Raw genomic sequence first — 18,568 nt, 5'->3', positions numbered from 1 at the left:
TTACTACTCCCCTCTATCTAATATGTATAATCCTTCTCATTTATTTCCACTCAAAAAACCGCCTTAAAAAGGCGGTTTTTTGCAATGTTATTCCAATTTCACAGCTTATCCAAGGTCAGAAAATAACTTTCAACTAAATTATATCCTAGCCCTGATTCTATGAAATTCAGTTTTGTTTTCTGGAACTTTCCCAAGCTCCTTCGAAGATCCTTATTATTTATGAATTATGGATTAATTACTGTCCCCTTACTTATCCAAACACACTAACAGCATAAAGTTTAGAATAACTTACACTAATTGTAGAGATTTTCGATTTTGTATGGATGGATAATAATGATTCATAAATGCTTCAAAAATTTCGATTTTATTTATAATGCTCTTATTACACATAACAAATGCTCCAGTGTTCGCTTCAGGTAACAACCACATAAACGAACTAAATCCAGAAATATTTCCACTCTTAGCAAAAATATTTTCACCCATATAATTCGGATGGAAATTTGTTTCAAATCCATAACTGCTATAGCTTACCTCAGGATTGCTTTCGGATTTCAAAGAGAGCATTTTTTTCACAGAAATCGAATCTAATATTCGATTTCCACCATACATTCCCTGTTGCATCATGGCAATCATGAATTTAGCTATATCTTCTCCTGTTGAGAACATACTACCAGTAGAATTATCAACTGGACTATACTCATACTCTGGAATTCTACTGTTTTCTATATCATATCCTGTTGCAAGTTTATTTTGTAATTCCAATGTTTGAATAAAACTACTATTATACATTTCAAGTGGTTTTAATAATTGTTCCTTTGCATATTGATGAAAAGGAACACCTGTAATTTTTTCTACTATATACCCTTGAAGTACGAATGCAAAATTTTCATAGTTATATCGCTCACCAGGCGTATGAACTACGGTAGGCATATTCTGTTTAATGAACTCCTTTAATGTTACAGGTTTTGATTTATCAAAATTAATCAATTGTTCCATTCCTTGATCAGGATAATCAAATCCTGTAGTATAGCTCATCAAATGTTCAATCGTAAGGGGAGCATTTATTTTCCTTGGAATTTCAATATCTCCTAAATATGTCTGGATATCTTCATATAAATTAATTTTGCCTTGCTCTATAAGTTGCATCATGATTGTAGAAGTGAATAATTTTGTAATTGAACCTACTCTCATTAATGTTTTGTGTGCATTCATTGGTATTTTATTCTCGACATCTGAATATCCGTACCCTTTAGATAAAACCACTTTACCATCTTGAACAATAACAACAATAGCACCTGGAACATCTTTTAAATACAAACTATTAAAAAATTCATCTGTAAATTTCTCTGCTTCTTTCGAATTAATAGATTCTACAAGTTCACGCTCTCCCACATGATGTATCTGGTCTGTCTGCTCTTTGATTACACAATGCTCAATAATTTCCTTCAATGCTCCTCTTAATAATTCTGCTAACTCCTGTATTGTTTCTTCGTAATACTGTGCATGACTATAAGTAAGTGTCATTGATAAACTTCCATCAATAACCATACCATTAATATCTAATGTATATCGATTTTTTTGATGAATATTTACATCATTTCCTTTTGAATACGGAGATATTTGCATTACGCTATTCTCTAAGTCTTGATCAAACTGACCCAGATAGTTGAAGCTAATCTCTGGCTTCAATGTAAATGTCTGCTTTTCTTGATTTTCAGATAGATATTTTAAAAGACCATATCCAATCCCTTTATTCGGAATGTGGCGTAATCCTGTTTTGATATTCTTAATCCGCTGAGAGATATTGCTCCCTACTTCAATCGGCAGAACTACTGGATATTGGCTTGTAAACCAACCTACTGTCCGAGTGATATCAAGATCAGAAAGAATAGTTTCCCTTCCATGTCCTTCCAGATTCACAGCGATTTTTTCCATTCCTGTCCATTGATGAATTGCCGTTCCTACAGCTGTTAACAACAGGTCATTTATTTCCGTATTGTACGCATTATTTGCTTGCTTTAATAGCTGTTCTGTTTCAGACTTCGTCCACTGCACGTTAATGGCTTCACTATCCTTTATCAAGCCATAATCTTGTTCTTTATCTTTCGGTAACAATGCCGCTGGGATCTGTTCGACCTCATTCCAATATTCGCGCTCTTCCTCCATCTCTAGACTGTTCGCATAAAGGGATACTTGTTCTGCCCATAATTGGAAAGAATCTGTTTTTTGTGGCAATTGAATAGTCTCTCCGTTTACCGCCTGTTCATATCCTGCCCCGATATCTTCCAGTAATATCCTCCAAGAAACGCCATCCACTACTAGATGATGGATCACAATCAATAAATGATCGCCTTCTTCACATTGGAACAAGCCTAGTTTTACTAACGGTCCTTCACTTAAATCAATGCTACTTTGAATCGCATTCGCTGCTTCTTCAATGGCAGCGGCAGGATTTACCTCTCCTGTGAAATCCATCACTTCCAAGCTGAATAATTCTTCTTCCTCGATTCCACGATTCCATGCCTCATCCCCATGTTCTGTTTGACGGAAGACCATACGCAGCGCGTCATGATGCTCAGCTATTTTTTGTATTGTCTTACACAGAGCTGGTACATCAAATCCTTGTTTCTGATATAACATAACCGCCTGGTTAAAATGATGAGGGGCTTCCATCTTGTTTTCAAAGAACCAGCGCTGAATCGGTGTTAATGTAACCTCTCCTGTTATTTCTTTTTGATCTATCAATCGGGTAACCTGTTTTACATGTAAACTTAACTCTGCTATATTTTGATACTTAAACCAATATTTCATTTCTATTTTATATCCTGCTTGTAACAACTTTGAAGAAGCTTGAATCGCTTTAATTGAGTCGCCTCCCAAATCAAAGAAATTATCCAATGTTCCAATTTGCGGAACACCAAGTACCGTTTGCCAAATCGATACTAACATTTCTTCTATCGGGGTTTGTGGCGCAACATACTCCGTACCTGTTTGTAGACTTTGTTCTGGCGCAGGCAGCGCTTTACGATCAATCTTACCATTTGGTGTTAATGGCATTTTTGCAAGCTGTACAAAGTACGATGGAAGCATGTAGTCTGGTAATTCTTGTGACATAGCTTCCCGTATTTGTCTTACTGTTAAGTCATTATTTGCCACAAAGTATGCACACAATTGTTTTGATCCATCATCATTCTCTCGTACAACCACGATAGCCTCTTGAACTGGATCTATTTTTAAGAGATGTGCTTCAATCTCTCCAAGTTCAATCCGATAGCCTCGAATTTTCACCTGCTGATCAATTCTTCCTAAATATTCAATATTCCCATCAGATAGCCATCTTACCAAATCACCCGTTTTGTATATGCGCTCACCTGGTATAAATGGATTATTCCCAAATTTTTCTGAAGTTAAATCAGGACGGTTGAGATAGGATTTTGCGAGACCACTTCCCCCAATCCAAAGTTCTCCAGCCACTCCTATAGGTTGTAATTGACCATTATTGTTCACAATATACGTTGTTGTATTGCTTAATGGTTTTCCAATTGGTACATTTTCAGACTTATCTTCCACTTCATTCACTTCATAATACGTTGCAAATACCGTACTTTCCGTCGGGCCATAGACATGTACAATTTTATTCTCTCCTATATGCTGAATTGCCTTTCGTACATGTGCTACTGATACACGTTCTCCACCAAAAAGAATTTTTCTAATATTAGATAAACAGTTAATATTAACGTCGACCAAGACATTGAATAAAGCTGTCGTTATAAAGAGAACCGTAATGTTTTCTTTTACAATGTAATTTGTTAACTTTTCCATATTTAACAATACTTCTTTGGAGATAAGAATCAGTTCGGCTCCATTTAATAACGAACCATATATATCAAAGGTCGATCCATCAAACGCATAACTTGACAATTGAAGTACTTTATCCTGTGTGCTAAATGTAATATAATTTGTATCTTGAACAACTCGAATTATATTTCGGTGCGTAGTTAAAATACCTTTAGGATTGCCTGTTGTTCCTGAAGTATAAATAACATAAGCTAAATGATTCGGCCCAGCCTTCGATTCCAAATTCGAACCATCTTCATGATAAATCGCTTCATCATCCAAAAATAGAATTTTAGATGTAAAAGAGTGCTTATCCTGCAAATGGCGTTGCAACAAGAGCATCTTCGTTCCCGAATCCTCCAACATGTAACGAATTCGTTCCTCTGGATATTCAGGATCGATTGGCACGTAGGCACCACCTGCTTTTAAGATTCCAAGTATCCCCACAATCATTTCTAGCGAACGTTCTACCATAATTCCAACTAACTGATCTTCCTGTACGCCTTCATCTCTTAGCGTTCGTGCCAATTGGTTCGCTCGTTCATTCAACTCACGATACGTCAATTGCTGATCTTCGAATACAACCGCAATTTGATCTGGTGTACGCTCCACCTGTTCTTCGAACAATTGATGGATAGTCTTTTCACATGGATATTCAGTCGCTGTATCATTGAACGATTCGAGAATCTGTATTTTCTCTTCTGCTGTTACCAATTCTAGATCTTGTATACAAATTTGCGGGTTATTTACAACTTGCTTAATAACTTGAACCAAATGACCACGAATTCGTTCTACACTTGTATAATCATATACATTGGCATTGTAATTAAGTCGAACTTTAAATTCTTCACCAGGAACAACAATTACATTAAAATCATAGCTTGTCTGTTCTTCCATATTTGCATTCTTGACTTCTAATAGGTTTTCGGACTGGTTACCAACACGTTCCATTTCTGTCTCTGTAGGATAGTTCTCAAACACCATAAGATGTGTGATTAAGTCCTGCTTTTGTTCCGTTTGTGCCTGTATTTCATACAATGGATGCGTATCGTATGCATGTGAGGCTACTGCCTGCTTTTGATTCTTTTTCATCACTTCTACAAAAGCTTCTTCCGCGTCACAACGAATACGCACAGGAATCGTGTTAATGAATAAACCAATCATATTTTCTATACCTGGTATAACAGCTGGTCTTCCTGATACAACACTTCCAAATACAACATCCTGACTGCCATTATATTTCTGTAGTAGCGCTCCCCATGCTGTCTGAATTAAGCTGTTGATTGTGACTTGATTATCACTAGCTACCTGTTTCATCTTCTGCGTTAATTCTCTATCAAACTCACAAAGTAGCTCATCCAAAACATAACCTTCATCTTCATTTTTCAAATTTTCTTTTGGTAATAATGTTTGCCCTTCGTACCCCTCTAAATAATCATTCCAATATTTAGATGATTCTTCATAATCTTGTGCTTCTAACCATTCAATATAATCACTATATGGCGTTACTACAGATAATTCAGGTTCTCTTTGTTGCTGAGTAGCATAGTAAGTTTCGAAGATTTCTTGGATTACAATTGGCATGCACCAACCATCCATTAAGATATGGTGGAAGCTCCAAATAACACGGTACGTTTGTTCCTCAGTACGTAAGATTATCATACGCATTAATGCATCTTCAGCAAGATTAAATCCTCTTTCCCTATCTTCATTCGTATGCTTCTCCACCCACTCTTCACGTGATGGCCCTTCCATTTCATGCAGATCTTCATAATGAAAATCGATTTTTCGATTTCGGTATACAATTTGTAACGGCTCATCATTCCAAGCACTCACAAAGTTAGTTCGGAATATGGCATGTCTTTGCACCAATTGCTCTAAGCTTTGAACGAACGCCTCTATATTCATACTTCCCTGCACATCGAACGTTGCTTGTTCAAAATAAGCTTCCGACTGTGAGTTCAGCAAGCTGTGGAATAACATACCCTTCTGCATCGGGGTTAATGGATACACATTTTCGATTTCGCCTATGTGGTTTGTTTCCTGTACAATACGATCTAATGCTTCGATTGTCATCCCTTTGAAAATAATATCACTTGGTGTGAGCTCCACTCGCTCTTTCGTTACACAATGTTCAATGACTTCCTGCAGACTCGCTTGCAACCAATTCGCCAATTTCTCTATCGTTTCTTTTCGATATTGTTTTCCATTATAACCAATTCCTAATGATAATTTCCCATTAGATATCATGCCATTGATTTCGAGTACATATGCTCTCGTTTGATACTTACTTACATCTGAACCACTCGAATAAGGAGACGCCTGCATCGCAGTATTCTCTAAATCTTGATCAAATTGCCCCAGATAGTTAAAGCTAATCTCTGGCTTCAGTGTAAACATCTGTTTTTCTTGATGTTCAGACAAGTATTTTAAAAGACCATATCCAACCCCTTTATTTGGAATTTGGCGTAATCCTTCTTTAATATTCTTAATCCGATGAGAGATATTGCTCCCTGCTTCAATCGACAAGACTACTGGATATTGACTCGTAAACCAGCCTACTGTACGAGTAATATCAAGATCAGAAAGAATAGACTCTCGTCCATGTCCTTCCAAATTCACAACAATGTTTTCCATTCCTGTCCATTGATGAACTGCCATTCCTAAAGCTGTTAACAATAAATCATTGATTTCAGTGTTATATGCTCGGTTTGTTTGTTTTAATAACTGCTCGGTTTCAGAAGCTGTCCATTGGACCGAGATAACTTCAGTGTCCTTTATCAAACCACAATCTTGTTCCTCATCTTTCGGTAGCAATCCCGTTGAGATTTGCTCGATTTCATTCCAATATTCGCGCTCTTTTTCCATCTCTGGACTGTTCGCGTAAAGGGATAATTGTTCTGCCCATAATTGGAAAGAATCTGTTTTTTGTGATAGTTGAATAACCCCTCCGTTTACCGCTTGTTCGTACCCTGCCTCAAAATCTTCCAGCAATATTCGCCAAGAAACGCCATCCACTACTAAGTGGTGAATAACCATCAACAAATGATCGCCTTCTTCACATTGGAATAAGCCTATTTTCATTAACGGTCCTTCACTTAAATGCATGCTACTTTGAATCGCATTCGCAGCCTCTTCAATCACTGAAGTCGGATTCCCATTTCCTGTGAGATCCATCACTTCCAGACTGAATAACTCTTCTTCCTCTATTCCTCGGTTCCATGCCTCATATCCCTGTTCAGTTTGACGGAAGACCATACGAAGCGCATCATGATGCTCGGCAATTTTTTGCATCGTTTTACGAAGAGCTGATACATCAAATCTTTGTTTCAGATATAACATGAACGCTTGATTAAAGTGCTGAGGATCTGCCGCCTCGCGGTCGAAATACCAACGTTGAATTGGTGTTAACGTAGCCTTTCCTGTTACTTCCCCTTGTTCAGCAACTCGTGTTATTTTCTCCACATGCGGACTTAAAGACTCAACAGTCGAATATTTGAATAAGTTTTTCATATCTACTCGATAACCAGCTTGATACAGTCTCGAGGAAACTTGGATAGACTTAATTGAGTCGCCTCCCAGATCAAAGAAATTATCTAATACTCCAATTTGTGGAACACCAAGTACCGTTTGCCAAATCGAGACTAACAAGTCTTCTATTGGGTTTTGCGGCGCAACATACTCCGTACCTGTTTGTATGTTTCCTTCTGGCTCAGGCAATGCTTTACGATCGACCTTACCATTTGGTGTAAATGGCATTTGTGCCAAATGTACAAAGTAAGATGGAATCATATAGTCGGGTAGTTCTTGTGACATCGCCTCTCGAAGTTGTGCCACTGTTAAGCTTTCGTCTCCAACAAAGTAAGCACATAATTGTTTTATTCCATCTTCATTCTCTCGTGCAACAACAATGGACTCGCGAACCAACTCCAACTTTTGAAGTACTGATTCAACCTCACCCAATTCAATTCGATATCCCCGAATTTTCACTTGATCGTCAATTCTGCCAATATACTCAATATTTCCATCTGGTAACCATTTGGCCAAGTCACCTGTTCTATACATGCGTTCTCCTGGGATAAAAGGATTTTCTACGAATTTTTCCGCTGTTAACCCCGGTTGATTTAAATACCCTTTAGCAACACCATCTCCAGAAATACAAAGTTCTCCTGGAACATTTATTGGTTGAAGACAATTATTTTTCCCCAAAATAAAGATTTTCACATTTGAGATTGGCTTACCAATGGAAAGCGTTTGTTCAACATTCGTAATTGATAGCATTGTGGAAATTACACTATTCTCCGTTGGACCATACTCATTACATATTTCTACTGTTGGATTTAATGTTTTCAACTTTTTAATAAGTACAGGAGTAACCTTTTCTCCACCAACAACTACATTTTTTATTGAACAAAAATCTAATACATCCATATTTTCTAATACTTTAAACAAAAAGTTAGGAGTACTTTGTAAATGTGTTATCTGCCATAATGAGATAGCATTTTTAATATCCATTGGATCCACACACTGTTTATCATTAAGAATATATACTGTTGAACCAGAAATGATTGGTCCAAAAAAGTGTGTAATAAATGAATCAAACACAAATGTACTAAACATAAGTACACGATCTTCCTTCGTAAACCCATATGATTTTGCTTTCCATTGTACTGTATTATGTATGCTGGAATGTTCCACCATTACCCCTTTAGGTTTGCCTGTAGTTCCCGAAGTATAGATAAGATATGCCAACTGATTCTCTGTATTAATACCTCCTAAATTAGAAGTATCTCCATGGTAAGTATGTGCATCATCTAACAGTAAAATCTTATCCTTATAAGAGGAGGGAATTTCTAAATGTTGTTGACTTAATAATATTTCTACTCCGGAATCTTTCAGCATATAATTAATACGATCTTCAGGATATTCTGGATCAATAGGCACATAGGCACCACCCACCTTTAATATACCCAGTATACCTACAATCATCTCTACAGAACGCTCAACCATAATTCCAACTAACTGATTTGCCCTTACTCCTTGATCTCTTAGGGTTCTCGCTAACTGGTTTGCTCGTTCATTGAGTTCCCAGTACGTCAACTGCTGATTTTCAAATACAATCGCTAATTGATCTGGTGTTCTATCTACCTGTTCTTCAAATAACTGATGAAGAGTTTTCTCCTTAGGATAATGGGATGTAGTATCATTGAAAGAAATCAATAATTTATTTTTTTCAGCTTCTGATAACAATTCAACCTTACTTATTTCAAGATCATACTGATATAAAATTACAGAGAAAATACGGTTTAAATGTTCTATAATTTGATTCATAAAATCTCTATCATAAAGATTTTCATTATATATTAACTTCAAATTAATTACATCTTTTTCTAAATCGAAGTGGAATATGGTATCTGTAACTACACTTTCATTAAAATTACCCTGATGAATTTCATTTAAAGAAACCATCGTATTTATAATAGGTAAGTTGTTTGAATCATATTGTAGATTTAAATTTCGAACCATTTTTTTAAAAGGAACTTTTTGATTTTCAATTGCTTCTTTGACCGATAATTTTATTCTATTAAATACTGATTTAAATGTACTGTTTTGATCTAATTTATTTTTTAATACTAAGAATTCATTTAATAGTGAGCCTTCTTTATCCCCCACTTGCATTGTTGGAAATCCTATGATGATATTTTCTTCGTCTGTATATTTATTTATTAAGCATTCAACCCCAGTTAACAGTATCAAATATATTGCTAGATTAGATCCATTTGCCATAGTCTTAATTTTTTGTGATACATTGGATGATAAAGGACGATAAACATAATCATACTTATTACTAGTATTTTTAATCGCTTTAACATAAGGTAGATAACTCATATTATCTTCAGCATCAAACATATTATTCCAAAAAAGCTCTTGCTTTTTAAATACTGACATTATAGGCACCCCAATTTTTATAAAATATAGATAGACACTTGCAGAATATATACTTTAAATTCGAATTCACACATTATTCAAAACATTATAGTTAACTTTAATTAAAGAGCGTGTAATAAAAAACACGCTCTTTAATTAAAAGAAATACTAGAAGGTTAGTTCAATTGAATCTAATTCAGTTTCATTTTTTACTTCTTCTTCATTTAACTTAATATTGTCTAATTGAATACGAAAATCTTGAGAAACTGTAGATAAAATCGCTGAGAAATCTTTTGCTAAAATTTCAATCATAGATTTTTTAAATAATTTCGTACAGTATTCAAAACTACCAATCAATTTATCATCAGTAAAACGTATATACAGTGTTAAATCAAACTTAGCTATCGTTTGATTTTGAATATCATAAGGCTTAAATGTTAAAAGGTCACTTTTAATATTCGTATTTTCTTCATTTTGTAAAACAAATAATGTATCAAACAATGGATTACGGTTTACATCTTTTTTAATATTTAATTTCTGTATCAATTCTTCAAATGGATACTCTTGATTCTCATACGCATTTAACATCGTTTCCTTCACTTCATGTAAATAAGAATCAAATGACTTCTCTCCACTTGGATAATTTCGTATTGCTAACGTATTAACAAACATCCCTATCACTGATTCTAAATCAGCGTGAGTTCTGCCTGCGATTGGTGTCCCCACAATAATGTCTTCTTGTCCACTATACTTCGATAATAAAATGGTATAGGACGCTAGCATTATCATGTAAATTGTAGCTCCCGTTTGTGCTTCAATTTCACTTAATCCTTGAATGCTTTGCTTATCGATAACAAACTCAAACACATCCCCTTCGTAGCTTCGTACAGAAGGTCTTTCATAATCCGTCGGCAACTCCAATTCTGGAATTTCTCCGTTAAATATATCTAGCCAATAACTTTCCTGTTTTTTCATCTGCTCTTGATGTATCATATTTTGCTGCCAAGCTGCGTAATCCTTATATTGTATTTGAAGAGGAAGTAGTTGTTCTCCATCATATAACTGTACAAATTCTCTCATTAAAATGTTCATAGATACTCCATCAGAAATGATATGATGCATATCAAATAACAGTATATGATGATTATTTCTCAGTTCAATTAACCTTACTCTAAGCAACGGTGCTTGTTGCAGATCAAACTCACGCACAAAATCATAAATATATTCTTCTTCTTCTTTTTCCTTTGCTTGTACAAGTTCAACTTGAAATTCCACCTTAGGATGTATTTCTTGCATTGGTTCTCCATGAATCATTTTAAAGCTTGTACGCAGTGATTCGTGACGCTGAATTAACTGTTGGAAAACTTCTTCTAATCGTACATGATCAAGTGCTCCTTCTATCTTCAAAACACCTGGCATGTTATAGCTGAGCTCGCCACCTTCATATTGACTCAAAATGTACATCCGCTTTTGCGCAGATGAAACTGGATAGTATCCTTTCTCTAAAGTTTTCGGAATGGATACATATGCATGCTGTTTTCGGCCTGTGATTAATTTAGCCATTTGTTCAATCGTCGGATATTGGAACACTTCTCTAAGTTTTACATCAGCCTTCATCTCTTTACGGATTTTAGATACCAGAGTTGTTGCCCTTAAAGAATGCCCGCCTACATCAAAGAAATTATCTTTTATCCCAATTTTAAGATCTCCAAGAATGCTCTTCCATATATCAACTAAATGCTCTTCTATTTCTGTTCGAGGTTTGACATATTTATTGTTCGTTAACTTGCTTTCCTCGACAGCAGGTAATGCCTTGCGATTAATCTTCCCATTTGGTGTTAATGGCATTTGCATAAGCTGTATAAAGTAAGAGGGAATCATATACTTAGGTAGCTCATCAGATAGGATTTCTCTTAAACTTTCTGTATCAATCTCTTTATCTGCTACAAAATACGCACACAAACTCTTTTGTCCACTTTCATCTTCAAGTGCGATTACAATTGTTTCTTGAACTGCGTCTATCTTCAATAATTGTGATTCTATCTCACCAAGTTCAATTCGATAACCCCGAATTTTCACCTGATGATCAACCCGGCCTAGATATTCAATATTTCCATCTGGTAACAGACGAGCTAAGTCTCCTGTTCTATACATTTTTTTCCCTAAATCAAATGGATTATTTACAAATTTCTCTGCCGTTAATTGAGAGCGGTTAAGATAACCTCTTGCCAATCCAACTCCTGCAATACACAACTCTCCTGGTACCCCAATTGGTTGTAAATGACCTTTAGTATCAACCACATACAGTTGAATATTGTCAATTGGTTTACCAATTGGTATCTGTTCTAAAGTTTCTTCCAATGGACAATCGAAGTATGAAACGTCAATCGTTGCTTCAGTCGGTCCATATAAATTGATTAGTCTCGTCTCATTATGCATACCCAGTAACTTGTTAAATCGTTTTACATGTTGCACTTGGAGTGCTTCACCACTAGCAAATACTTGACGCAAACTTTGCGTGCAATTCACTTCCTCAACATTCTGCACATAATCTAGAAAAACAGATAGCATAGAAGGTACAAAATGCATGGTCGTAACATGATTTTCCTCAATTGCTTTAATAATTAATTCTGGGTCTTTCTCATTACCCGGAGCAAGAAATACGACTTTAGCCCCTTGCGCTCCCCACCAGAACAATTCCCAAACAGATACGTCAAAACTGTATGGCGTTTTTTGTAAAATGGTGTCTGTTTCTCCGATAGGATATCTTTTTTGCATCCAGTGAATTCGGTTGACAAGTGCTTGGTGCTCTATCATAACGCCTTTTGGATTTCCTGTTGTGCCAGAAGTATAAATCACATAAGCCAATCCATTAGGGCCTACTTCCGATTTCAAGTTTGTTCCTTCTTTATGATAAGATTCCTCATCGTCCAGCAATACTATCTTCCCTACGAAAGATGTACGTTCTTGAAATTGGCCTTGCATTAATAATATAGTAGCTCCCGAATCCTCCAATATATATTGGATACGCTCTTCTGGATATTCTGGGTCAACCGGCACATAAGCGCCACCTGCTTTTAATATTCCAAGTATCCCGACAATCATTTCTAATGAACGTTCTACCATAATTCCAACTAACTGATCTTCCTTTACTCCTGCATTTCTTAATGTTCGTGCCAACTGATTTGCTCGTGCATTCAGCTCACGATACGTCAATTGCTGACCTTCGAATACCGCCGCAATATGATCTGGTGTACGCTCCACCTGTTCTTCGAACAATTGATGAATAGTCTTCTCACGTGGATATTCAGCCGCTGTATCATTGAACACTTCGAGAATCTGCATTTTCTCTTCCGCTGTTGCTAATTCCAGTTCATGTATATCAATCTGTGGGTTATTTACAACTTGTTGCATAATTTGAATCAAATGATTCCTCATTCGCTCGATACTCGCATCATCATATATATGGGCATTATATTGGAACTGCATCTGAATCTCTTCCCCAGGAATTACCATAACATTAAAATCATAATTCGTTTGTTCAGTCATGGTTACATTCGTTATTGTTAATTCTGTTTCACTATGACTTTCTCCATGTTCCATTTGTTGTTCCACTGGGTAGTTTTCAAATACCATAATATGTGTGATCAAGTCCTGCTTTTGTTCCGTTTGTGCCTGTATTTCATACAATGGATGCGTATCATATGCATGTGAGGCTACCGCCTGCTTCTGATTCTTTTTCATTACGTCTACAAAAGATTCTTTCGCATCACAACGAATACGCACAGGAATTGTGTTAATGAATAAACCAATCATATTTTCTATACCTGGTATATCAGCTGGTCTTCCTGATACAACACTTCCAAATACAACATCCTGACTACGATTGTATTTTTGTAATAACATCCCCCATACTGTCTGCATCAAAGTATTGATAGTAACCTGATTTTCACTAGCTACCTGTTTTAGTCTTTCCGTCAATTCTTTATCAAGATCGTAGGTTAAGTGTTTCAAAATATATCTTTCATCTCTCACAGAAGAAGTAACTTTTGGCAACTGCGTTTGCCCTTCATACCCACCTAAATAATCATTCCAATATTTAGATGCCTCTTCTTGATCTTGTGCTTCTAACCATTCAATATAGTCACTATATGGCGTTACCACAGACAATTCAGGTTCTCTTTGTTGCTGAATTGCATAGTAAATTTCGAAGATTTCCTGTGTCACCAGTGGCATGCACCAACCATCCATTAGGATATGATGGAAACTCCAAATAACATGGTATGTTTGCTCCTCAGTGCGTAAAATTGTCATACGCATTAATGCATCTTCAGCAAGATTAAATCCTCTTTCTTTATCTTCAGTCGTATACTTCTTCATCCACTCTTCACGTGATGACTCTTCCATTTCCTGAAGATCTTCATAATGAAAATCAACTTTTCTATTTCGGTATACGATTTGTAACGGCTCATCATTCCCTGCACTCACAAAGTTAGTTCGGAATATGGCATGTCTTTGCGCCAATTGCTCTAAACTTTGAACGAATGCCTTTATATTCAGACTTCCCTGTACATCAAACGTTGCTTGTTCAAAATAAGCTTCCGATTGTGAGTTTAACAAGCTATGAAATAACATACCATTCTGCATTGGAGTTAACGGATACACATTTTCGATTTCGCCTATGTGCTTGGTTTCCTGTACGACGCGCTCTAATCCTTCAATCGTCATCCCTTTGAATGTGATATCACTTGGTGTGAGCTCCGTTCGCTCTTTCGTTACACAATGTTCAATGACTTCCTGTAGACTCGCTTGCAGGCATTTTGCCAACTGTTCTATTGTTTCTCTCTTATATTGTTTACCGCTATACTCGATTTCTAATGCTAATCTTCCACCGGATATCATGCCATTAATGTCAAGCACATATAATCTTGCATGATGCTTACTTTCAGTTTCACCACTTGAATAAGGGGACGGCTGCATCGCAGTATTCTCTAAATCTTGGTCAAACTGACCCAGATAGTTGAAGCTAATCTCTGGCTTCAATGTAAATGTCTGCTTTTCTTGATTTTCAGATAGATATTTTAAAAGACCATATCCAATCCCTTTATTCGGAATGTGGCGTAATCCTTCTTTAATATTCTTGATTCGATGAGAGATATCGCGCCCTGCCTCAATCGGTAAGACTACTGGATACTGACTCGTAAACCAGCCTACTGTACGAGTGATATCGAGATCAGAAAGAATGGATTCTCGTCCATGTCCCTCTAAATTCACTACAATGTTTTCCATTCCTGTCCATTGATGGATTGCCATTCCTAAAGCTGTTAACAATAAATCATTGATTTCAGTGTTATATGCCCGGTTTGTTTGTTTTAATAACTGCTCCGTTTCAGAGGCTGTCCATTGGACCGTGATGACTTCACTATCCTTTATCAAACCACAATCTTGTTCCTCATCTTTCGGCAACAATCCCGTTGGGATTTGTTCGATTTCATTCCAATATTCGCACTCTTTCTCCATCTCTGGACTGTTCGCATAAAGGGATAATCTTTCCGCCCATAATTGGAAAGAATCTGTTTTTTGTGGTAGCTGAATAACCTCTCCACTCACCACTTGTTCGTATCCTGCCTCAATATCTTCCAGCAATATTCGCCAAGAAACACCATCCACTACTAAATGATGGATAACCATCAACAAATGATCGCCTTCTTCACATTGGAACAAGCCTAGTTTCATTAACGGTCCTTCACTTAAATCAATGCTTCTTTGCATCGTATTTGTAGCCTCTTCGATTGCTGAAGCCGGATTGCTATTTCCTGTGAGATCCATCACTTCCAGACTGAATAATTCTTCCTCTATTCCTCTATTCCATGCCTCATACCCTCGTTCGGTTTGACGGAAGACCATCCGCAACGCATCATGATGCTCAGTAATTTTTTGCATCGTTTTACGAAGAGCTGATACATCAAATCCTTGTTTCCGGTATAACATGAACGCTTGATTAAAGTGATGCGGAGCTGCCACCTCACGGTCGAAAAGCCAATGCTGAATTGGTGTTAACTTAGCCTCACCTGTTACTTCCCCTTGTTCAGCAACTCGCGTTATTTTCTCCACATATGGGCTTAAAGACGCTACAGTCGAATATTTGAATAAGTTTTTCATATCTACTCGATAACCAGCTTGATACAATCTCGAGGAGACTTGGATAGATTTAATTGAATCGCCTCCCAAATCAAAGAAATTATCCAAGACTCCAATTTGCGGAACACCAAGTACCGTTTGCCAAATCGAAACTAGTATTTCTTCTACCGGGGTTTGTGGCGCAACATACTCTGTACCTGTTTGTAAATTTTGTTCTGGCGCAGGCAACGCTTTACGATCAATTTTACCATTTGATGTTAATGGCATTTGTGCCAACTGTACAAAGTAAGATGGGATCATATACGCAGGTAATTCTTGAGAGAATATATCTCTTAGATTACTTACCGTTAACTGATTTTCCGCTACAAAGTACGCACAAAGGTGTTTCTGTCCAACTTCATCTTCTCGAACAATTACAATAGCCTCATTGACAGAAGGTACTTTTAAGAGCTGTAATTCGACTTCCCCAATTTCAATTCGGTATCCACGAATTTTCACCTGATGATCGATTCGTCCTATATATTCAATATTTCCATCAGGTAGCCATTTTGCCAAGTCACCCGTTCTATACATCCGTTCTCCTGGGATAAAAGGATTCTCGACGAATTTTTCCGCTGTTAATTCTGGTCGGTTCAAGTAACCTCTAGCCAATCCATCTCCAGCTACATATAATTCTCCTGGGATACCAATGGGTTGAATTCTTTGATACTCATCTAGAATATAGGCTTGTAACGTAGGGATTGGTTTCCCAATATTACTTTTCCCTTCCTCAATCTCAACTTCTGTAATTTCTTTATAGGTTACATGCACTGTCGTTTCAGTAATACCATACATATTAATCAGTTGGGTTGTCGGATATTTTTCCTTCCAGCCCTTCAATAACGATGGGCTGAGCGCCTCTCCACCAAAAATGACTTTTCTTAATTTTAATTCTTTTAAGTCATGCTGCATCTCTTCTTGTAACACTTGATAAAAATACGTTGGCGTTTGATTTAATATCGTTACGCCTTGAGATAGAATCAGTTGTCGGAATTGCCCAGGATTTTTAGCTATTAATGAAGGTACGACCACTAATTTCCCACCGTAAAGCAATGCCCCATACATTTCCCATACCGAGAAATCAAAACAAAACGAATGAAATAACATCCAGGTATCATTCGCATCAAAATCAAACAGATTTTGATCGTTAAACAATAAACGAACAACATTTTTATGCTCAATTAAAGTACCCTTGGGTTTACCAGTTGTACCAGAAGTATAAATTACATAAGCTAGGTCATTCGGTTTTACTACTGACTCTAAGTTAGAGCCCTCTTCAAGATAAGTCGCTGAATCATCTAACATGATAATTTTATGTTTAAAAGATACTCGGTCTTGTAAATGGCTCTGTAATAATAAAACTTTTGTACCCGAATCCTCCAGCATATATTGGATACGCTCTTCTGGATATTCTGGGTCAATCGGCACATAAGCACCACCTGCTTTTAATATCCCTAGCATTCCTACAATCATTTCTACAGAACGTTCTACCATAATGCCAATTAACTGATTTGCTTTAATACCTTCAGCTCTTAACGTACGCGCTAACTGATTTGCTCGTTCATTTAGCTCAAAATATGTTAGCTTTTTATCTTCGAATACAGCAGCAATGTGATTCGGCGTACGCTCCACCTGTTCTTCAAATAATTGATGAATGGTCTTCTCACGCGGATAATCCGCAGTAACATCATTAAAATCAACTAAAATTTGTTCTTTTTCTGTATCAGATACTAATTCTAATTTATTTAATTGAAGCTCAGGCTGTTCTAGTACAATAGAAAAAATGTGTATGAAATGTTTAAGCATGTTATCAATAAAATTTTTATCGTATAAATTTTTGTTATAGAATAAATTCAAATTCACTAAACCATTTTCCAAATTAAAATTGAATAAACTATCAGATGCTACAATATCATTAAAAGTAATAGATTTATGAATTTCCTGTAAAGCAACTACAGTATTAACAACAGGTTTACTATTCATATCATGTTCAACATTCAAAGAAGTAATCATTTTTCTAAATGATATATTCTGATGTTTAATAGATTCATTCACAGATAGATTTACTTCTTTTAATATCGATTTAAATGTACTTTCATTATGTATGGCCACTTTCACTGGTAATAATTCATCTATAAACGGAAACATTTCTTTGTGAGCTTCAATTGTCGGAATTCCTAAAATTGTAGTTTTTTCCTTTGTATACTTATATAGAAGACAATTAACCCCAGATAATAGAATTAAAAATGCTGCCATATCAGAGCCTTTAGCCATAGAAATAACTCTTTTCGAAATTTTGGAAGGCAATGTTATAGAAACAGAATCCAAATAATCTGTATTACCTACACTCATATAATTTTTTTCTTTTTTACTATAAGGTAGAGCAGTAATTCTATCTTCAGAATCAAATCGTTTCCGCCAGAAAATTTCCTCTTTTTCAAATACATTCATTTAAAAAACCTCGCTTTAAAATATGAATTCATAAGTGGACATTTATCAACTTCAATTAAAATTAACAATAGACATAAAAATATCGAATTGAACAAATATGCAATTGTAGTTATTTCATTTTATAGCAATAGAAGAATGCATTTTCATACACTCTAATCTATAAGGCTTAAAC

At 36.1% G+C, this 18,568-nt stretch carries 2 protein-coding genes; both read right to left on the bottom strand.

Features of this window, described 5'->3' with window-relative positions:
- Positions 1-288: 288 nt before the first annotated feature.
- Positions 289-9,786, bottom strand: coding sequence for a non-ribosomal peptide synthetase (locus DJ93_RS27935; protein ID WP_052109742.1), 9,498 nt, complete (start codon positions 9,784-9,786; stop codon positions 289-291).
- 147 nt (positions 9,787-9,933) lie between these two features.
- On the bottom strand, positions 9,934-18,396 hold the full coding sequence (locus DJ93_RS27930; protein ID WP_052109740.1) for a non-ribosomal peptide synthetase: 8,463 nt from the start codon (positions 18,394-18,396) through the stop codon (positions 9,934-9,936).
- Between the last annotated feature and the right edge of the window lie 172 nt (positions 18,397-18,568).

This window comes from Bacillus clarus, from assembly GCF_000746925.1.
Classification (GTDB): domain Bacteria; phylum Bacillota; class Bacilli; order Bacillales; family Bacillaceae_G; genus Bacillus_A; species Bacillus_A clarus.
Note: the sequence above shows the minus strand (reverse complement) of the source record. Positions and strands in the feature narration are given on the sequence as shown.